The sequence below is a fragment of the Cognatishimia activa genome (assembly GCF_017798205.1).
Taxonomy (GTDB): Bacteria; Pseudomonadota; Alphaproteobacteria; order Rhodobacterales; family Rhodobacteraceae; genus Cognatishimia; species Cognatishimia activa_A.
The window spans coordinates 3215143-3235091 of sequence record NZ_CP060010.1 but is presented as its reverse complement, the minus strand read 5'-3'; the positions used below and the strand labels follow the sequence as shown (position 1 = coordinate 3235091).

General features: G+C 57.9%; 18 protein-coding genes. 11 read left to right on the top strand and 7 right to left on the bottom strand.

Annotated elements, in window-relative coordinates; translation table 11 throughout:
* The first annotated feature begins 12 nt into the window (after positions 1–12).
* Both HZ995_RS15965 and HZ995_RS15960 read left to right on the top strand, forming a co-directional pair.
* A complete protein-coding gene (locus HZ995_RS15965) occupies positions 13–504 on the top strand; it encodes a GNAT family N-acetyltransferase (protein WP_209356640.1) in 492 nt (163 codons plus the stop codon).
* A gap of 45 nt (positions 505–549) precedes the next feature.
* Positions 550–1317, top strand: a complete 768-nt coding sequence (locus tag HZ995_RS15960; RefSeq protein ID WP_209356639.1) for an EcsC family protein — start codon at positions 550–552, stop codon at positions 1315–1317.
* Positions 1318–1353: 36 nt separating this feature from the next.
* On the opposite strand, the gene ptsP is transcribed toward HZ995_RS15960, so the two are convergent.
* The 6 genes from ptsP to HZ995_RS15930 form a co-directional block, all read right to left on the bottom strand.
* Complete coding sequence (ptsP, locus tag HZ995_RS15955) at positions 1354–3597, bottom strand: phosphoenolpyruvate--protein phosphotransferase (protein WP_209356638.1); 2244 nt, start codon at positions 3595–3597, stop codon at positions 1354–1356.
* Between the two features lie 227 nt (positions 3598–3824).
* Positions 3825–5060 (bottom strand): aspartate kinase, encoded by a 1236-nt coding sequence (locus HZ995_RS15950; protein WP_209356637.1) that lies wholly within the window; start codon positions 5058–5060, stop codon positions 3825–3827.
* 211 nt (positions 5061–5271) lie between these two features.
* Positions 5272–5916, bottom strand: coding sequence for an SDR family NAD(P)-dependent oxidoreductase (locus HZ995_RS15945; protein ID WP_209356636.1), 645 nt, complete (start codon positions 5914–5916; stop codon positions 5272–5274).
* A gap of 26 nt (positions 5917–5942) precedes the next feature.
* The gene (locus tag HZ995_RS15940) at positions 5943–6383 is read right to left on the bottom strand and encodes a DUF1178 family protein (protein WP_209356635.1); all 441 of its coding nucleotides are present in this window, start codon (positions 6381–6383) and stop codon (positions 5943–5945) included.
* Between the two features lie 88 nt (positions 6384–6471).
* Positions 6472–6909: an NUDIX hydrolase gene (locus HZ995_RS15935; RefSeq protein WP_209358296.1), complete on the bottom strand. Its 438-nt coding sequence runs from the start codon at positions 6907–6909 to the stop codon at positions 6472–6474.
* A gap of 200 nt (positions 6910–7109) precedes the next feature.
* On the bottom strand, positions 7110–8285 hold the full coding sequence (locus HZ995_RS15930) for an autotransporter outer membrane beta-barrel domain-containing protein (protein WP_209356634.1): 1176 nt from the start codon (positions 8283–8285) through the stop codon (positions 7110–7112).
* Positions 8286–9065: 780 nt separating this feature from the next.
* Here HZ995_RS15930 and mraZ point away from each other — a divergent pair.
* The 9 genes from mraZ to murD are packed head-to-tail and all read left to right on the top strand — an operon-like array spanning position 9066 to position 18540.
* A complete protein-coding gene (mraZ, locus tag HZ995_RS15925; RefSeq protein WP_209356633.1) occupies positions 9066–9569 on the top strand; it encodes a division/cell wall cluster transcriptional repressor MraZ in 504 nt (167 codons plus the stop codon).
* A gap of 3 nt (positions 9570–9572) precedes the next feature.
* Positions 9573–10574, top strand: a complete 1002-nt coding sequence (gene rsmH / locus HZ995_RS15920; RefSeq protein ID WP_209356632.1) for a 16S rRNA (cytosine(1402)-N(4))-methyltransferase RsmH — start codon at positions 9573–9575, stop codon at positions 10572–10574.
* Positions 10574–10918 carry a cell division protein FtsL gene (gene ftsL / locus HZ995_RS15915; RefSeq protein WP_209356631.1) on the top strand — a complete coding sequence of 115 codons (345 nt, stop codon included), beginning with the start codon at positions 10574–10576 and terminating at the stop codon, positions 10916–10918. Before rsmH ends, ftsL begins: the two co-directional genes overlap by 1 nt.
* Complete coding sequence (locus HZ995_RS15910; RefSeq protein ID WP_209356630.1) at positions 10915–12699, top strand: peptidoglycan D,D-transpeptidase FtsI family protein; 1785 nt, start codon at positions 10915–10917, stop codon at positions 12697–12699. Before ftsL ends, HZ995_RS15910 begins: the two co-directional genes overlap by 4 nt.
* Positions 12700–12717: 18 nt before the next feature.
* The gene (locus HZ995_RS15905; RefSeq protein ID WP_209356629.1) at positions 12718–14199 is read left to right on the top strand and encodes a UDP-N-acetylmuramoyl-L-alanyl-D-glutamate--2,6-diaminopimelate ligase; all 1482 of its coding nucleotides are present in this window, start codon (positions 12718–12720) and stop codon (positions 14197–14199) included.
* Positions 14196–15635 (top strand): UDP-N-acetylmuramoyl-tripeptide--D-alanyl-D-alanine ligase, encoded by a 1440-nt coding sequence (locus HZ995_RS15900; RefSeq protein ID WP_209356628.1) that lies wholly within the window; start codon positions 14196–14198, stop codon positions 15633–15635. Before HZ995_RS15905 ends, HZ995_RS15900 begins: the two co-directional genes overlap by 4 nt.
* Positions 15635–16717 (top strand): phospho-N-acetylmuramoyl-pentapeptide-transferase, encoded by a 1083-nt coding sequence (gene mraY / locus HZ995_RS15895; protein ID WP_209356627.1) that lies wholly within the window; start codon positions 15635–15637, stop codon positions 16715–16717. The genes HZ995_RS15900 and mraY overlap by 1 nt, the downstream gene beginning before the upstream one ends.
* 8 nt (positions 16718–16725) lie before the next feature.
* Positions 16726–17127, top strand: coding sequence for an ACT domain-containing protein (locus HZ995_RS15890; RefSeq protein WP_209356626.1), 402 nt, complete (start codon positions 16726–16728; stop codon positions 17125–17127).
* Positions 17128–17139: 12 nt separating this feature from the next.
* On the top strand, positions 17140–18540 hold the full coding sequence (gene murD / locus HZ995_RS15885; RefSeq protein WP_209356625.1) for a UDP-N-acetylmuramoyl-L-alanine--D-glutamate ligase: 1401 nt from the start codon (positions 17140–17142) through the stop codon (positions 18538–18540).
* A 55-nt stretch (positions 18541–18595) separates the two neighbouring features.
* On the opposite strand, the gene HZ995_RS15880 is transcribed toward murD, so the two are convergent.
* Complete coding sequence (locus HZ995_RS15880; protein WP_209356624.1) at positions 18596–19774, bottom strand: NAD(P)/FAD-dependent oxidoreductase; 1179 nt, start codon at positions 19772–19774, stop codon at positions 18596–18598.
* Between the last annotated feature and the right edge of the window lie 175 nt (positions 19775–19949).

The window sequence follows — 19949 nt, the reverse complement described above, 5'->3', positions numbered from 1 at the left end:
GCAGTCGTCGCGGTGTACCATCTGGCGCAAGAAACAGAGCAGGATTGGTGGGAGGTCGAAGCCCTCTATGATCTCTGTTTTGCGCCCGGGCGCGAGGCGCTGTCGTCCTATCGACTGCGCGATGGTGTAAAGAAAGTCTCGGATTTGGCGCTGCTTGCGCGGGATGATGATGGGATTTTGGCCGGTGCCATTCGCTATTGGCCGGTGCGGGTTGGTGGTGTCGATGCCTTGTTGCTAGGACCTGTCGCAGTGCACCCAACGCGGCAGGGTGAGGGGCTTGGTGGTTTTCTGATCCGCGAAAGCCTTGCCGTGGCAAAAAACCTGTCTTGGCAGAGGGTTATCCTTGTCGGCGACGCACCATATTATTCCCGTTTTGGCTTTGAGCTGCTGCCAGACGTGGTGATGCCGCCGCCCACCAACCCGGCGCGCGTTTTGGGATATGAGTTGGTTGCCGGAGCTTGGGGTGACGTCGCCGGACCGGTGAAATCCTGCGCAGAGGGTTGAAAACCGCGCGACCTTTGCCAACCTAGAGTGCAAAGGGAGCGTGAGATGAAAGACAATCACTTCAAAGCCAATGTAGATCGCGAGCTTTATCGGCTTGTTGAGCGTTATAATAACGCCGGTGGTTTGGTGATTGAGCTTTTGAACGCGCTTGGTCAGCAAGCCGACGGGCTTTTGGGGCAATTGCCCTTAAAAGCGCGCGATGGGCTGGAAGTGGCGACTGAAAAGGCCTTGGTGCAGGCTATGAAGGCCGCTGATCGGTCCCGCTCTATTCGTGGCAGCGAGACGGGGTGGTTGCAGACGACGTTTGCCACGGCTTTGGGCGCGGCTGGAGGCGCGGGCGGTGTAGGAACCGCTTTGGCCGAGCTTCCCGTGACCACCACGGTCTTCTTACGCGCCATTCAGGATGTGGCCGAACAATATGAGTTTGATGCAACTTCTGAAAACGTGAAGTTCGACTGTGTTCAGGTCTTTGCGGCTGGCGGGCCTTTGTCAGAGGACGATGCAGCCGATCTGGCGTTTCTGTCGTCTCGTATGGCGCTGAGCAGTGGAGGGACGCAGAAGCTGATCGCCTGGGTCACGCCGCGTTTGGCGGTGGTTTTAGGGCAGAAGCTGGCGGCGCAGATGGTGCCGGTGATTGGGGCCACGACGGGGGCTCTGACGAACTATGCCTATATGAATTACTACCGCGAAATGGCGCATGTGCATTTTGGGCTGCGGCGTCTGTCAATAGACGGCGATGTGCCGCATCCAGAGCTGGTCACGATGTTTCGCGACGCGGCATCGCCTCAGGTGCAGGACCTGCGCAAGGGGTGAGCTTTGCGCAGTGAGTATTTCTGGCAAGATGAAGGCTTAGCCCTGGTTTGACAGGTAGTCCATGACAGCTGGCCGCACGCTTTGGTCGCCGCGGTTGCGGGCCTCGTTGATGACATCGCGCACCTCAGAGAGGTTGCTGCGTCGCAAGAGGCTTTTGACCGGGCCGATGGAGGCAGGGCGCATCGATAGCGCGCGCAGGCCCATGGCGGCGAGGCAGAGAGCCTCGACCGGGCGGCCCGCGTCTTCTCCGCAGAAGCTGAGCGGGGTTTTTGTTGTATTACAACGGTTTGCGATGCCTTCGATAAAGCTGAGGAAGCTGACGTTGAGCGTGTCATAGCGCTTGCGCACGCGCTCGTTCTCGCGGTCTGCGGCAAAGAAGAACTGTTTGAGGTCATTGCCGCCGATGGAAATGAATTCGACCTCTTCGAAGAACTTTTGCGGGGCGAAGCCAAGCGAGGGTGTTTCCAGCATGGCGCCGGTTTTCAAATCAGACGGCAGCCTGTGGCCCAAACGTTTTTCGCGTTCGATGGCTTTGTCCATCTCGGCGCGGGCCGCTTTATATTCGTCATATTGCGCAATGAAGGGGAACATGACCTTAAGTGGCCGCCCATTGGCCGCGCGCAAGAGCGCCTGAAGCTGCATCCGCAACACGCCGGGTTTGTCGAGGCCCACGCGGATCGCACGCCAGCCAAGTGCCGGGTTGGGCTCGTCCGTTGGGGTCATGAAGGGCAGAACTTTGTCCGACCCGATATCGAGCGTGCGGAAGACAACGGATTTGTCGCCCGCGGAATCCATCACGTGACTGTAAAGTTCCGCCAGCTCGGTGCGTCCGGGCATTTGATTGCGGATCAGGAATTGGAGTTCCGTGCGGAAGAGGCCCACACCTTCGGCTCCAGAACTTGGAAGCGAAGGCAGGTCGGCCATGAGGCCGGCGTTCATCAAAAGGCTGACGGTTTCTCCATCCAATGTGGTCGCAGGTTTCTCGCGGATCGAAGCGTAGCGTTCCTGCGCATTGGCGCGCATGGCGGTCTTGTCGCGAAAGGCAGTGACGACGGTGTCATCGGGTCTGAGGTGCACATGGCCTTCATCGCCGTCCACGAGGATCATGTCGCCATTCAGTGCTTCGGTGGTGATCTTGTCAGCGTGGATCACCAAGGGGATCGCCAAGGCCCGCGCAACAATGGTGGCGTGAGAGCCGACAGAGCCTTCCTCCAGCACGATGCCTTTCAATTTCCGGCCATAGTCCAGCAATTCGGCAGGGCCGATGTTGCGTGCAATCAGGATGGGGTTTTCCGGCATGTCAGCACCGGTGTCTGACCCTTGGCCTGTAAGATTGCGCAAGAGGCGATTGGAAAGGTCATCCAGATCATGCAGACGGTCACGCAGATAGGCGTCGGTGGCCTGTGCCATACGTGCGCGTGCGGTGGATTGTTCTTTTTCCACAGCGGCTTCGGCCGTCAGACCCTGATCAATGTCTTGCTCCATCCGGCGCAGCCAGCCTTTGGAGTTGGCAAACATCCGATAGGCTTCCAGAACCTGCACCTGATCTTTGTCGCCGCCCTGAGCCCCCGCGAGCAGTTCATCGACGCTGACGCGCAGGTCTTCGATCGCTTTGGTAAGGCGTTGTTTCTCGACCTCGGGATCATCTGCGATCGGGTTGGTGACAACAACGCGCGGCTCATGCAGCCACACATGACCCTCGGCGGCGCCTTCTTGTGCGGTGCCACCTTTGAACATTGCGGGACGCTGGTGCAGAGGCGACAGGGCCGCGCCTTCGCCCACAAAGGCACCGAGTTCGGTCATTTCGGCCAGCACCATGGCGACGACCTCAAGTGCATAGACTTCATCCGAGGAATAATCGCGGCTGGCTTTGGATTGAACGACCAAGACGCCCAGTTGCTCGCCCAGTCGCTGGATCGGGACGCCGCAGAAGGACGAGTAAATTTCCTCGCCAGTTTCCGGCATATAGCGGAAGCCTTTTTCGCTGGGGGCGTCAGCAGTATTCACGATGCGCGCGGATTTGGCGACGCGACCGACAAGGCCTTCGCCCAGACGCATGCGGGTTTGGTGGACGGCTTCGGCTTTCAGGCCTTCGGTCGCGCAAAGCTCCAGCGTTTCAGCGTCGCGGAACAGATAGATCGAGCACACTTCGGTGCCGATGGAGGACGCAATCAGCTTGGTGATTTTATCCAGCCGCGCCTGACCGGCGCTGTCCTCGGCCAAGGCCTCGCGCAGACGTCCGAGGAGCTTGCGGCTCTCGCTGTCAGATCTTTCCGGCATGTAACTTCAGTCCCAACGCATCCTTTACGACCTGTCTATGCCGAAAACGTCAGAGGGCAAAGCGGGGAAATCACTTAGTTGCGCTTGGGTCGGCTGTGCGTCGACAAATCCATTGACCCTGCCTGTTTTCTAGCGCTTTCGTTTTTGCGCGCGCAGAAAAACAAGGGGTGAGACGCAAAGCGCGGCCCCATTTGGCGCCGCGCTGCAGAAATTTTCGTGCCGGCTGGCTAGGCCGCTTTGTCCAACTCAAACGCATCATGCAGCGCTTGAACGGCCAGCTCCATGTACTTGCGTTCGATCAGGACAGAGATCTTGATCTCGGATGTTGTGATGACCTTGATGTTGATGCCTTCGTCTGACAGCACTTTGAACATCTTGGCCGCGACGCCGGATTGGCTGCGCATGCCGATGCCTACCACGGATACTTTGGCCACGTCTTCGGCGATGATCAGGTTTTCAAAGTTCAGTTCGGTGCCACGGATCGCTTCAACGGCTTTTTCGGCACGTGCAATCTGATCGATAGGCAGCGAGTAGGTCATATTGGTGCGACCGTCTTCCGAAATGTCCTGAACGATCATATCCACATTGACGCCCGCATCGGACAGAGCCCCAAAGATGATGGCCGCGATGCCCGGGCGGTCGGCCACAGACAGAAGGGTCATTTGAGCTTCGTCGCGGGAATAGGCGACGCCGTTGACGATATTGGATTCCATGATTTCATCCTCATCACAGACGAGCGTTCCGGCCTCGTCAGATTGTTCTTCAAAAGAGCTGAGTACGCGCAGTTTCACCTTATAGCGCATCGCTAGTTCGACCGAGCGGGTTTGCAAGACTTTCGCGCCAAGGGACGCCAGTTCCAGCATTTCCTCAAAGGCGATTTTGTCGAGCTTGCGCGCCTTTTCACAGATGCGCGGGTCGGTGGTGTAGACGCCATCCACATCCGTATAGATGTCGCAACGTTCGGCACCAAAGGCGGCGGCAAAGGCCACAGCGGTCGTGTCAGATCCGCCACGTCCCAATGTGGTGATGCGTCCTTCTGGGCTGATGCCTTGGAAGCCCGCGACAACGGCGACCTTCATGCCTTCGGCGAACTTCGCATTGATATTGTCGTTCGGGATCTCTTCGATCCGGGCTGCCGAATGCGCCGAGGTGGTTTTGACCGGAACCTGCCAGCCTTGCCAGCTGCGCGCCGGAATATCCATCTCCTGCAGTGTCAGAGCCATAAGGCCCGCGGTCACATTCTCGCCCGAGCTGACGATCGCATCGTATTCACGCGCGTCATAAAGCGCCGAGGTCTCATTGACCCAGCCCACCAACTCGTTGGTTTTGCCAGACATGGCCGAGACGATGACGATGACGTCATAGCCCTTTGCCACCTCAACGCCCACGCGCTTGGCGGCGCGGCGGATGCGATCCAGGTTCGCGACCGAGGTGCCGCCGAATTTCATTACCAAAGTGGGCATCGCCGTTTGGTCCTAACTTTTGTCTTTCAGATTGCAGCGCGGTTTACGCAATCGCGCCTGCGAAAACAACCGGCAGGGGTGCGGTTTTCTGGCGCTGTTGGGGCTTGGTTTCGCAAAAAGTACCGCCGAGGCGGGGCGCTTGCCGCTATAGGCTGCGACAAGTCCAATTTAGCAGAATTTTCTTGCGCGGTTGGTCGCGAAGCAGAATCGCCTAGTAGGGGTGATCCGCACCGTCAAAGGTTCGGAAACACCCGGTCGAGCTCATGTCGAGCTCATCAAATCGCGCCACCAGACCGTCGGCGGATTGATCCACGGTCGTGGGGGCGGTTGCCCCACCCATATCCGTGCTGACCCAGCCGGGGTGGTAAATGCCGACGGCGATGCCTTCGGGCTGCAATTCCGTGCTGAGGTTGCGACCGACATTGAGGACGGCCGCCTTGGAAGCGCGGTAGATATAGCTGCCACCGGGCGCGCGTTCGTGGCTGGCCATTTGGCTGGAAATGATTGCGATCTTGGCGCTTTCGGCCAGACGCAGGTTCGGCAAGAGGGATTGAACGGTGAGAAAGACGCCCGTGACATTGGCAGCGAACGTGTCGGCCCACATCTGAGCAGGGTAGCCCGCGTCCAAATCATGTCCCTTGTCCAGATAAACGCCCGCGTTGCAGACCAATAGGTCGACAGGCTGATCAGTCATCTGCTCGGCAAAGGCCTTTTGAGCAGCTACATCTGTGACGTCCAGCGTCGCATAATCTCCGCCTGCGCGGGACGTACCGGTGACCTGATCCCCTCGAGATTGATAGCGTGACAAAAGAGCCTGACCAATTCCTCGATTGGCCCCGGTGATGACGACATGCATGGCAATATCCCTAGATGAATTGAAAATTAGTTGGATTTTCGCCCAGGCGTAAAGGGCAGCGGCACAACGGGCACGCCGTCTTCGATCAAGCTCTTGGCCTCTTCGAGTTTGGCCTCGCCGTAAATGGCACGTTCTGGCGTATCGCCCATATGCATAGAGCGCGCCTCTTGCGCGAAATTCGCGCCCACATAGTCCGAATTCTTTTCGACCTGCTTCTTCAACTCAGCCAAAGCCTGTTCCGCCGGATTGGCCGGTGCGGACAAGGGGGTTTCTGTCTCTTTCACAGGTGCTGCGGCAGAGCGAGCAGGGCGCACGCGCGGGGCCATGATGGCTTTTTCGACCTGCGTGTCACCACAGATCGCGCAAGTGACCATGCCCGCCGCCTTCAGCTTGTCAAAGCCTTCGGCGGATTGAAACCAGCTGTCAAAGCGGTGGTCATTGGAGCATTTGAGCGTGTATTGGATCATGGTCGCGCGTCTATCGTAGGTAGAATTTACTTAGGCCGCTGCGCGCAAAGGATCAAGCGTGTCGCGATCACGATCTGACGTGGATGTGTCAATGCACCTGACGCGGGTCAAACGAGGCAATGATGTGGGAGAGTTCTGGTTCCGTGACCAGCTTGGCCGCCTTTTTCAGGGAAAACCATTTGCGGCGCCGTTGATCATGCTCTGGATACTCGGCCGCAAGCTTTTTGGCTTTGACCGGATAGACCATGACCAGACAGGGTAAGTCTCGGCCGCCGCCGCGCGTTTTGTAATAAGAGTAAACGCCCAAGCAGCGATCAAAGGTCTTGCCCTTTACGCCTGCTTCTTCCCAAGCTTCTGTCGCTGCTGCATCAGACGGGGTCTCGCCCAGCATGGGCCAGCCCTTGGGAATGATCCAGCGCCCACTATTGCGGCTGGTGACCAAAAGCACCTGCACTTTGTCATTCTTGACGCGATAGACCAACGCAGCAAACTGGCTGCGCATGTCCTTTTTGCGCGCCTTTTGCATTTGAATAGGAAGTTGCACGGGGCTGTGTACCGTCACTTGAAACTGCTTCACTCGTCGTTTTTGGTTAAGCCAACATAGCGGGTTACGACCTGTGGATAAAGTGGCTCAAAATTAAATTTGCTCAAGTGCGATAATTTGATCCTAACAAAAAAGAGCCGAGGGAAAAACCTCGGCTCATTATGTGTTGGTTTGGGGAGGCGCTAGAACGTCATCTCATAGCGTAGGCTGACGCCTACATCGCGTGTACCGCTGCCCACCTTACCAGCGTCGAGGTCAAAGCCGAGCTGGCCGTTGCCAAGATCCGTGGTGAAACCAACCGCGACCCGAGGCGCGACAAAATCCTCGCCACCCGCAGCCGTCGATGTGGATCTTCCAAAGTCAGCCGCGAGGCTTGCGTAGGGTAGAAAGCCATTGGCCATAGGCGCAGCCGCATCAACTCGCAGCCCCAAGGATCCGACTGCGGAGGTCGCGACGTTTCTTGCAATTGTAGTGGCTCCGCTGGTGTAGCTCGGCTGCACTTCTCTGGAAGCGGTGAGGGTGAAGAATGGGCTCCAAACCGCAGCGCCACGAGGTACATCGCCGCTAATGGTCAGGCCACCGAATACGCGCGACGCGGTGAACTGATCCCCATTGACGTCATAGCGTGGTCGTCCAAATCCAAGGTTCGCATCCAGCATAACTCCGTCAGACAACGGGGTAGAGACATAAGCGCCTATTGCAGGTGAGCGTGTGGTCGTCTGGCCCGTGCCGTTTGACAGCTCCATGCGTCCAAAACTGAAATACCCACCAATCAAGGTGTCGCCACCCATGTCTCGATCAACACCAAAGGTGAAAGATGCGTCAGAGCCGTCGCCGGTGCCGGTAAATCTGCGACCTTGAATGTCAAACCATGCGTTGAATTCAGGTGCAGCCAATTCGGACCGGCTGACGTCGAGCCCATGCGTCGACACAAAGAGGTGGTTCTGAGATACGCTGACACCAGATTGGTTGGCGCGACGAGAGCGCAGGGACCAAAGGAGCGATCTTTGGATTTGTTGCGCTTGCGATCTCATGAAGAAGATAGCGCGAATTCCGTCCAGGCTGCTCGCGGGGCGTTGGCAGGAAATCGAGGCACCGCCTGCTTCCTGACTGATAATAATGGTCCCGTTTTGGATTGCCGCGAAAGAATTCGGGACGTTAACAGACTGGCTTGCGGCACCGTAGAACGAGACACCCACGGTTCCGGCTGAGTCAAATGGATCGGTTGGAGGGTTGATGGTCACAAGGTCCCCGGTCTCGACGGTGATCGACAGCGGTGTCGTTAATCTAAGATTTACATTGGTGACCGCAGTACACGACAGAGGCGCGGCTTGGGCCTGTGCTGTTGTGCCTGTCAAAACCGTCCCCAAAAGCATTGACACGCATACCATAACGCGGCGCGCTGCCGCGTTCGCAAAGAAATTAATCATAAGCCCTCCCCAGAGGCAAAATTATATCAGCCGATCAAGGTTAAGCGGCTTAGTCCCATTGGGTCAATAAATATGAATGTGCCCAGTGCTGAGGCTGCAGAGCGCATGTGGGCTTTGGGAAATCATGGGTATTGCTATGGGAAACCATGGGCGATCTTGGGGATGCACCTCGAATCACTCAACAGCTTGCCTCAAATTTCTCCAAATTTGTTTGATGTGTCGTCCGTTTGTGCGGGATTTGTTTGATTTTCTGGGAAATTACGGGATATCGGAGGTGTTGTGCAATTTTGAGCTTATTTTGTGTCGTGTAGGCGTTTGTGTCGCACATTTTGTGTGTGGTGTCCGGTTTTTTAGGGTGAATAACGTGATGGGGTAGCCCAATTCGCACCGCCTTTCCCTGTAATGCCCAAAATTCCTATTGATTTCCATGAATTCCCATGGCATCCCTATATTCACGATGAGGACGGGAATAGGGGCGGCAAGACCCCGACAATAAAAATCCCAAGACAGGTTTCATACAGGCTCCGCTTTCATCGAACGAAGAGATCCGGCGCGCGAGCGAGCAGACATCCCCCCAGGTGGCGCGCGCAGCTGGACATCCCCGCAAGGCGGGACGAGGGCGGCGAATTGGGCAGTGGCAGCAGCTCAATTCGCCGTTTCCATTTCAGGCCACCGAGGTGGCAAAGACAGTGAGAGGCGCGTCAGGCAGTGGCACGCAGATTTAGAGGCGAAAGCCACCACAAGGTGGACAGCAAGGGCAGGGTGTCGATCCCGGCCTCGTTTCGTCGTGTGCTAGAGGCCTCTGATCCCAACTGGAAATCCGGAGACACCCCCGAGCTTGTAATCGTCTATGGCGACCACCGTCGGAACTATCTGGAATGCTACACGATGGAAGCCATCGAAGAGGTCGACGAAAAGATCGACGCTCTGCCCCGTGGCTCGATGGAGCGTAAGATGCTGCAACGCCTGTTTCATGGACAGTCTTTCCCGACGACTGTCGATGAAACAGGCCGTTTGGTACTGCCGGCTAAGCTGCGGCAGAAGATCAATCTGGAAAACGAAGCCTTCTTTATTGCGGCAGGGGATACGTTCCAGATTTGGAAAACGGAAACCTACGAGGAAGAAGAGCTCGCCAAGACCGAAGAATGGCTGGATGAGCTGCCAGATGATTTTGATCCTCTGGCCTTCCTGGACAAGCGGCCCGAGGATTGATCGATGTCTAAGGCTGCCACCGAGACGACATCTCCTCACATCCCAGTTTTGTTGAAACCTTTGCTGGCGGCGGTTGCGCCTGTGTCTGGCCGTTGGCTGGATGGCACCTTTGGGGCGGGCGGCTATACGCGCGGGTTGCTCGAGGCGGGGGCGGATAAGGTTTATGGCGTGGATCGTGATCCATTGGCGTTTGCAATGGCCGAGGATTGGATTGGCGATTTCGCCGGTCGGATCGAGTTCATCGCCGACGTGTTTTCCAACATGGACGCCCATGCGCAGGATCTGGACGGGGTGGTCTTGGATCTGGGTGTCAGTTCGATGCAGTTGGATCTTGCCGAGCGCGGCTTTTCCTTCATGAAAGACGGCCCTCTAGATATGCGCATGAGCCAGTCGGGGCCTTCGGCGGCTGATCTGGTCAATGAATCCTCTGAAGAAGAGATCGCGGATATTCTGTTTCACTACGGCGAAGAACGCGCTAGCCGCCGAATTGCCCGTGCAATCGTCAAGGCGCGCGCGGATCGGCCGTTTAGGACCACGTTGGAACTCGCAGATATCATTGAGAAAAACCTGCCGCGCCCCAAGCCCGGGCAAAGCCATCCGGCGACCCGCAGCTTTCAGGGTTTGCGCATTGCGGTGAACAATGAATACGGCGAATTGCTAAATGGTCTGATGGCCGCAGAACGGGCCCTCAAGCCCGGCGGATTGCTGGCCGTTGTGACCTTTCATTCCATTGAAGACCGCATGGTCAAGAAATTCATGGCCGAACGTGCGGGCCGCACCGGCGGGGGCAATCGTTACGCTCCTGAGGTGGCTCAGGACGCGCCGGGTTTTGAGCTGCTCACCCGCAAAGCGGTTGGGCCCGATGACGAAGAACTCGCCATCAACCCACGGTCGCGCTCTGCAAAGTTGCGCGTGGCCCGCCGCACCGATGCGCCTGCGGGCTTGGTCGATGGGGCCAAGATCGGGATGCCCATGTTGGGCGGCCAAAAGAGGGGACGAAAGTAATGCGTAGCCTGCTTTATGTGATGACAGCCCTATCGGTGATCGCCTTGGCCTTCTGGGCCTATCGCGAGAATTATGCCACGCAACAGGCGCTCGGGAATGTCGAAGAACTGCGCTACGAGATCAGCGAGGCGCGTGATCGTCTGGCGATCCTTAAAGCGGAATGGGCCTATCTGAACCGCCCGGATCGCCTGCTGGATCTTGCGGATCTGAACTTTGACCGCCTGCAGCTTTTGCCATTGCAAGCCGATCAATTCGGCATGGTCGAGCAAGTCAGCTATCCCCCTGTGAATATTGATATTATCGACGACGTTGTCGAGGTCTCCAATCAGGAAGCAAGCCAATGACCCGTACACCTTTACGTCCTTTGGCCACGATCCTTCAAGCACGCCAAAACGGCGCGGACCACAAGGCGATTGAAAAAGAGAACATCCGCCAGCGTCACGAAGAAATGCGCGGTGCGGCGCGTCAGCGGGCTGAGGGGCGTCTTTTGGTCCTTGGCGTCATGTTCCTTGCAGCCTTCAGCATCATCGGCATCCGCATGGGCACGCTTTCGCAAAGCGAAGTGGTCGAGCCGCGCTCGAGCACCGGCGGCGCACGCATCATGGCGCAGCGCGCGGATATCGTAGATCGTAACGGGCGTATTCTGGCGACCAATATCGAGACCCACAGCCTTTATGCGCAGCCTCAGCAGATGATCGACAAAGAGCGGGTCGCCCAAGAGCTGGTGCGCATTTTCCCGGATATGAACGAGCAGCGCTTGCTTAAGGATTTCACCGGCAAACGCAAATTCCTTTGGGTGCGCAAAAAGCTGAGTCCCGAGCAGAAACAAGCCGTGCACGATATCGGTGATCCCGGTCTGTTGTTTGGCCCGCGCGAGATGCGTCTTTACCCCAACGGTAAACTGGCCGCGCATATTCTGGGCGGAGCAGGTTTTGGGCGTGAGGGTGTGAGTGCTGCCGAAGTGATCGGAGTCGCTGGGGTTGAGAAAACCTTTGATGACATCCTGCGTGATCCGGCCAATGGCGGCAAAGCGCTGACGCTCTCTTTGGACCTCACCATCCAAGCGGCCATGGAGCGGGTGCTTTTTGGCGGTATGAAGCTCTTGAACGCCAAGGGTGCCGCGGCTGTCCTAATGGACGCGCATTCGGGCGAAGTCATCGCGCTGAGCTCAATGCCCGACTTTGATCCTAACGATCGTCCACGCCCAATTCCGACAGAGGCTGGGTCGGAAAGTCCTTTGTTTAACAGGGCGTTGCAGGGCGTTTATGAACTTGGATCGACCTTCAAGATCTTCACAACCGCTCAGGCGCTTGAGTTGGGCCTTGTGACGCCAGAGACCGTGATCGAGACCAAAGGTCCGATGAAGGTGCATGGCTACACAATTGGCGAATTTGAGAACAAGAATTACGGTAAGATCTCGGTCACAGACATCATCGTCAAAAGCTCAAACCGTGGGACGGGGCGCATCGCGCTAGACGTTGGCGCAGAACGTCAGCAAGAGTTCCTGGAGTCTCTGGGCATGTTTGACCCGACGAAGATCGAGGTTGTCGAGGCGACCGGTGGCAAGCCGCTCAAGCCGTCCAAGTGGACAGATTTGTCTGCCGTGACAATCTCTTACGGTCATGGCCTGTCGGCAACGCCTTTGCATCTGGCCGCAGCCTATGCGGCGATTGCCAATGGTGGACACAAGATCGAGCCGACGATCCTGAGGCAAGACGGCGCGAAATATGGTCCGCGTGTTATGAGCCAAGCGGTAGCAGAGGCAAGCGTCGATATGTTGCGCAAGGTGGTCACAGAGGGCACCGCCTCGATGGGTGAGGTGCCGGGCTATCATGTGGCAGGCAAAACCGGCACGGCGGATAAACCCAAGCCGAACGGTGGTTACTATGAGGACAAGGTGATCAATACCTTTGCCTCGGTCTTCCCCGCGCATGATCCGAAATACGTCCTGGTGGTGACGCTGGATGAACCCGTTGAAACCATGGGCGAAGAGCCGCGCCGTACGGCCGGTTGGACGGCCGTGCCTGTGGCCTCTGAAATCATCGGCCGCGTCGCACCTTTGCTGGGCTTGCTGCCGCACGTTGAACCTGTGGAATTGACTGATATAACCTTGGCAGCAAACTAAGCTGGCAAGGGCAGATAAATGGCAGAGCAGGCAAGAACTGTTTCCGACCTTGGCCTGACGGCCCTACAGGGAAAAAATCCCGAAATTTCCGGATTGGCCGTGGACAGCCGCGACGTGAAGGACGGCTATTTGTTCGCAGCGCTTCCCGGCACACAGGTGCATGGCGCGACGTTCATCCAGTTTGCTCTGCGCATGGGCGCGGTTGCTGTGATGACCGACGCCGAAGGCGCGCGGATTGCGGAGGCGGAACTTGCGGCCTCAGACGCGGCTTTGATTATCTGCGAAGACCCAAGGCAGGCTCTGGCCTATACGGCCGCGCTCTGGTTTGAGCACCAGCCGCCGGTGATGGCGGCGGTGACGGGCACGAATGGCAAGACTTCGGTCTCGACGTTCTTGCGGATGATCTGGCAAGCGATGGGTTTGCCTGCGGTGAACCTTGGCACAACTGGGGTGGAGGGCGACTTTGAAGCGCCTTTGATGCACACTACGCCTGAGCCGATCACATTGCATCGCACCTTGGCGGCAGCCCATGCCGAGGGGATCGACTATGCCGCGATGGAAGCCAGTTCGCATGGGCTGGCTCAAAGGCGTCTGGATGGGGTTCAACTGACCGCTGCAGGCTTCACGAATTTCACGCAGGATCATCTGGATTACCACGCCACATTCGATGAGTATTTCGACGCCAAAGCCGCGCTTTTTGACCGCGTGCTGCCAGAGGATGGTGTGGCGGTCATCAACACAGACGATATGCGCGGGCCTGATATGGCCGCGATTGCGCGGGGTCGTGGGCAGGCGGTGATTACTGTGGGGCGCGAGGGCGCGGACCTGTGTTTGTTGAGCCAGCGTTTGGACAATGGGGGCCAAGACATCCGCTTTTCGTTTCGCGATGAGACCTATCAAGTACGTCTGAACCTGATTGGAGGCTTTCAGGCTGACAACGTCCTTTTGGCCTCGGGCCTTGCGATTGGCTGCGGGGCTGATCCGATGCGCGTGTTTGAGGTTCTGCATACTCTGACAACCGTGCGAGGTCGGATGCAACTTGCCGCAACCCGTCGCAACGGCGCGCCGGTGTTTGTGGATTATTCCCATACGCCGGATGCGGTTGAAACCGCGCTCAAGGCCATGCGCCCGCATGTGATGGGCAAGCTCGTGGTGATCGTTGGCGCCGGAGGGGATCGCGATCCGATTAAACGGCCTTTGATGGGCAAAGCTGCGCAAGAGAACGCGGATGTGGTGTTCGTGACGGACGACAACCCGCGCAGCGAAGATCCCGCGACCATCCGAGCCGCCGTCCTTGAAGGCGCGCCCGAGGCGATTGAGGTCGGCGACCGCGCCGAAGCGATCCTGCGCGGGGTGGATGCGTTGGGGCCAGGCGATGCCTTGTTGATCGCGGGCAAGGGGCATGAAACCGGACAGATCGTTGGCGATGATGTCTTGCCCTTTGACGATGTGGAGCAGGCGAGCGTCGCCGTGATGGCTTTGGACGGAGATCTGGCATGACATTGTGGACCGCATCTGAGGCCGCCAAAGCAACCGGCGGCAAAGCGCAGGGCGACTGGACTGTTAATGGCGTTTCTATCGATACGCGGACGATTCAGGTGGGCGACCTCTTCGTGGCCCTCAAGGCTGCGCGAGACGGCCATGACTTCGTCGCCCAAGCCTTGGAGAAAGGGGCCGGCGCGGCGCTGGTCAGCCATATCCCCGAAGGCCTCCCAGCCGATGCGCCGCTATTGATCGCTGAGGATGTGCTTGGGGCCCTAGAGGATCTGGGCCGTGCCTCCCGCGCGCGCATGGGTGGCAAAGTCGTCGCGGTGACGGGCTCAGTAGGCAAGACCTCGACCAAAGAGATGCTGCGTACGGTGCTTGGCGGGCAGGGGCGGGTGCATGCCTCGGTTGCGAGCTACAACAACCATTGGGGTGTACCACTGACTTTGGCGCGAATGCCGAAAGACACGGAATACGCGGTGATCGAGATCGGCATGAACCACCCCGGCGAAATCGCGCCTTTGGCTGCAATGGCACGTCCGCATGTGGCGGTGGTGACGACCGTTGCGCCCGCGCATCTTGAGGCTTTTGAGAATGTCGAAGGGATCGCGCTCGAGAAGGCTTCGATTTTCACGGGTCTCGAAGAAAACGGCACCGCGATTTTTAACGCAGACCTCACGGTCTCGCCCATCCTGCAAGACATCGCCGCGCAAAATGCGAAGACGCTTGTGGCTTTCGGCGAGAGTGATGCGACTTTCCGCCTGACAGACGTAAACGTCACTGACAGCGCCACCGTGGGCACCGGCACGGCCCATGGACAGCCCTTGCTCTATAAAGTTGCCGTGCCCGGTCGCCACTATGCCATGAACGGCCTCGCCGTTCTCGCGGTGGCGGACGCGCTGGCGCTTGATCCTGCCATCGCGATCACTGATCTCGGCCGTTGGGAACCCGGCGCAGGTCGCGGGTTGCGCGATATTATCCAGCTGGACCCGGCGGACAATCGTCGCATGATCGAGTTGATTGATGACGCATATAACGCCAATCCGGCCTCTGTGCGCGCCTCACTAGAAGTCTTGTCTGTTGCGGAATTGTCGGGCGAAACGGCAGGGCAAAGCGCCCGCAGGATTGCCTATCTTGGCGATATGAAAGAGCTGGGTCCGCGCGAAAAAGATCTGCACCGCGAGATCGCAGATCTGGCCTCGGTGGAAAAAATCGACCGAATTCATTGCATTGGCCCCCTGATGAAAGAGCTCTACGACGCGCTGCCCGTTGAAAAGCGCGGCCGTTGGACCGAGACCAGCGAGGAGATGGCTAAGGGCGTCGCCCGCGATCTGCATGCCGGGGATATTGTGGCGGCAAAAGGCTCACTCAGTATGGGTGTTGCGCGCGTGGTTGACGCTATTCGTAAATTGGGCCATCCCGCCATGAAATTAAGCAAAGGGACCGCGTAATGCTCTATTGGTTGACGCTTTTGTCAGATGGTGGCGATGTTTTTAACTTGTTTCGCTATATCACCTTCCGCGCTGGCGGAGCCTTTCTGACCGCGTTGCTCTTTGGGTTTATTTTTGGTCGTCCGTTGATCAACGTGCTGCGCAGGCGGCAAGGCAAAGGACAGCCGATCCGCGATGATGGTCCGGAAAGCCACTTTTCCAAGGCAGGTACACCGACCATGGGCGGCTTGCTGATCGTGGGGGCTCTGGTGACCTCGACGCTCTTGTGGGCGCGGCTTGATAATGGGTTTGTCTGGCTCGTTCTTTTTGTGACTTTGGCCTATGGGCTGATTGGCTTTGCCGATGATTACGCCAAGGTCAGCAAGCAGAACACTAAGGGTGTTTCTAGCCGGATCCGCCTGTTGTTGGGGCTCTTGATTGCGGCAATCGCTGGCTATTGGGCATCGACGCTGCATCCGGAAAATCTGCAATACCAACTGGCTCTGCCGATCTTTAAAGACGTTCTGCTGAACCTGGGTTACGTCTTTGTACCGTTTTCTGTGATCGTTATCGTAGGCTCTGCGAACTCGGTGAACCTGACCGATGGTCTGGACGGTCTGGCGATCATGCCTGTTATGATCGCAGGTGGCACATTGGGCATTATCGCTTATGCGGTTGGCCGCGTCGACTTTACCGAATATCTGGACGTGCACTACGTCCCGGGCACCGGTGAGATCTTGATTTTTACCGCAGCCCTCATCGGCGGAGGCCTTGGGTTCCTCTGGTACAACGCCCCTCCCGCAGCGGTCTTTATGGGTGACACTGGGTCTTTGGCTTTGGGCGGCGCATTGGGCGCGATTGCGGTTTCGACCAAACACGAGCTGGTGCTGGCGATTGTCGGCGGGCTTTTTGTGGTCGAGGCGCTCTCGGTTATTATTCAGGTCGTCTACTTTAAGGCCACGGGCAAGCGCGTGTTTCTTATGGCACCGATCCATCACCACTACGAGAAAAAGGGCTGGGCTGAACCTCAGATCGTGATCCGGTTCTGGATCATCTCCCTGATCCTCGCGATGATCGGTCTGGCGACGCTGAAGGTTCGGTGAGGGGCCCCGTGTCCACGCCCGTCAAAGACACCAGCGCCATGATTTCCGGCATGGCGCCTGTGTTGGATGACACGCTCTATCATTTTTGTTTGCTGCCAAACGGCGCTGAGGCGTTGGCATCTCAGGCTTTGGCGAGTTTTGCCGAAGACGAAGGCCTTTCGTTGATCTTAACCGATCAGGTTGCACAAGAAGCGGGCTTGGCGCGCGACCTACCCATGCGGCGCATCACTTTGACGGTGCATTCTGCCTTGGATGGCGTGGGGCTGACCGCGGCCGTCGCGCGCGCCTTGGCCGACGCGGGCATTGCCTGCAACATGGTTGCGGCCTATCACCATGATCATGCTTTTGTGCCCGCAGGTGACGCGGATCGCGCTTTGGTAATTTTACAGGCGCTCGCGGGCGCAGAGTGAGGGGACGCACCGATGATACCTGTTGTCGGATATAAGGGCCATCAGATCGCCGTTCTGGGTCTTGGCCGATCTGGCCTTGCGACGGCCCGCGCGCTGCGCGAGGGAGGAGCGACCCCGATCTGTTGGGACGACAACCCAGCCGCGCGCGCGGCGGCGGAGGGTGAAGGCTTTGCGATCAAGGAACTCGCAAAGCAGGGCGCGTTTGAGGGCATCACCAGCCTGATTGTCTCGCCCGGTATTCCGCATCTTTATCCGACGCCTAATCCGGTGGTGAAGGCCGCTTTGGCGGCAGGCGTTGCCGTGGACAATGACATCGGCCTGTTTTTTCGCAGCTTCGCGACACGGGACTGGGATAACTTCGACACGCTGCCCAAAGTGGTTGCAGTCACTGGCTCCAACGGCAAGTCCACCACCTCGGCCTTAATCCATCACGTTCTGGAGGCCGCCAACCGCCCCTGTCAGCTCGCAGGCAATATCGGGCGTGGTGTTTTGGATATAGATCCGGCCATCGATGGCGAGGTCGTGGTGCTGGAGCTGTCGAGCTATCAAACCGATCTCGCGCGGTCTTTGACGCCGGATATTGCAGTCTTCACGAACCTCTCGCCTGACCATCTGGATCGCCATGCTGGCATGGGCGGCTATTTCGCGGCCAAGCGTCGGCTCTTTGCCGAAGGCGGGCCGGATCGCGCTGTGATTGGGATTGACGAGGATGAGGGGCTCTATCTGGCCAATCAACTCTCTGAAGGCCTGTCCGATGACCGCGTGATCCGAATGTCGGTTGAGCAGAAACTGACGGGGCCGGGCTGGCAGGTCTTTGCCAAGAAGGGCTTTTTGTCTGAGTATCGCAAGGGCAAGCAGGTCGGGTCGATTGATCTGCGGTCTGTAAAAGGCTTGCCGGGAGTGCACAACCATCAGAACGCCTGCGCGGCCTATGCAGTCTGTCGTTCGCTTGGGCTTGCGCCGCGGGTGATTGAGCAGGCGTTTCATAGTTTCGCAGGCCTGCCGCATCGCTCTCAGATTATCGCTGAGGCGGATGGTGTGACCTATGTGAATGACAGTAAGGCGACCAATGTGGATGCGGCGGCCAAGGCGCTTGGGGCGTTCAAAAAGATCCGTTGGATCTGTGGCGGATTGCAGAAGGATGGTGGTCTTGAGGCGGTGCAGGCGGCCACTGGTGAAGTCGTTAAGGCCTATGTGATAGGCCGCGAGGCCGCGAATTTCGCTATGCAGCTTGGCGGGCTTGAGGCTGAGGTTTGCACGGATATGGAGACGGCTGTGTCGAAAGCAGTGGCTGAGGCGCAAGAAGGCGAGACGGTTTTGCTGGCGCCTGCCGCGGCAAGCTTTGATCAATACGACAGTTTCGAGAAACGTGGCGATCACTTTGCAGAGCTTGTGAAAGCCCAGCTGTCATAGGGTGTGGCCCGTGTGGGATGCCTCCGGCGGGGATATTTTTGGCAAGAGAAAAAGCCTAGCTGGCCGCGATTGCGGTGCCGGCGGCGTAGCCCGAGCTCCAGGCCCATTGGAAGTTGAAGCCACCAAGCCAGCCCGTGACGTCGACCGCTTCGCCGATGGCGTAGAGGCCGGGGACGGATTTGGCTTGCATGGTTTTTGACGACAGCGCGTCAGTGTCGATGCCGCCCAGCGTGACTTCGGCGGTGCGATAACCTTCGGTGCCGCTGGGGGTGAGGTGCCAGGTGTGGATGGCGTCCGTGAGAGCGCGTAGTTTGGCGTCAGATTGGTCGGCGATGTTGCCGGTGAGTGCGAGGTCAGTGGTGAGGAAATCAACGAGCTTCGCGGGCAGAAACTGCGCTAGAATGGTTGAGAGGTTTTTGCGACCATCTTCGGTGCGTTTTGCACGCAGCGCCTCGTAAAGACCGCCTAGGGGATAGAGGTCAAAGGCGACTTTCTGGCCTTCGCGCCAGTAAGAGCTGATCTGCAGAACCGAGGGGCCTGAAAGGCCGCGATGGGTGAAAAGCAAGGCTTCGTCAAACGAGGTGGATGGGAGCGATGCCCGCACGGGAAGAGCGACGCCCGCGAGGGCTTTGAAACGCCCGTCAGAGAATGTGAAAGGTACAAGGCCCGCGCGGGTCTCGGTGACGTTCAGGCCAAATTGGCGGGCAAGGTCGTAAGCCAAACCCGTCGCGCCCATTTTGGGGATGGATTTGCCGCCGGTTGCCAGAACCAGGTTTTGAGCCGTGACGGTGGTTTTTGTGCCGTCTTTATCGAGTGAAACCTCAAAGGCACCGTCTTTTCGTGTCACCGACAGAATTGACGTCTTCAGCCACAGATCCGCGCCCGCTTTGCGCAGCTCAGACAGCAACATTTGGATGATGTCTTTCGAGGATTCATCGCAAAACAGCTGCCCCAGAGTTTTCTCGTGATAGGCGATCCCGTGGCGCGCGACGAGGTCGATGAAATCCCATTGCGTATACCGGCTGAGCGCGCTTTTGCAGAAATGCGGATTGCCGCTCAGGAAATTTTCGGGCCCTGCGTACATATTGGTGAAATTGCAGCGACCGCCCCCCGAGATACGAATTTTTTCGCCCGGCGCTTTGGCGTGATCGACCACCAAAGTGTCACCGCCCGCATGGGCTGCGCACATCATTCCGGCGGCTCCGGCACCAAGGATCATGGTTTTGACTTGCATGAGACGCCCATGCCTGAGCCGAGAGGCGAAGGTCAAGTCGTAAGCAATATGTTAACCAATTTGCCCGAATTTTTGGCGTCACAAAACGGCAAACAAACCGTCATCTAGATCATACAAATCTGCAACGAATTCGTTGCCTACCGCGCGCTAGGGAGGGGCCCTCACTATCCAGCAA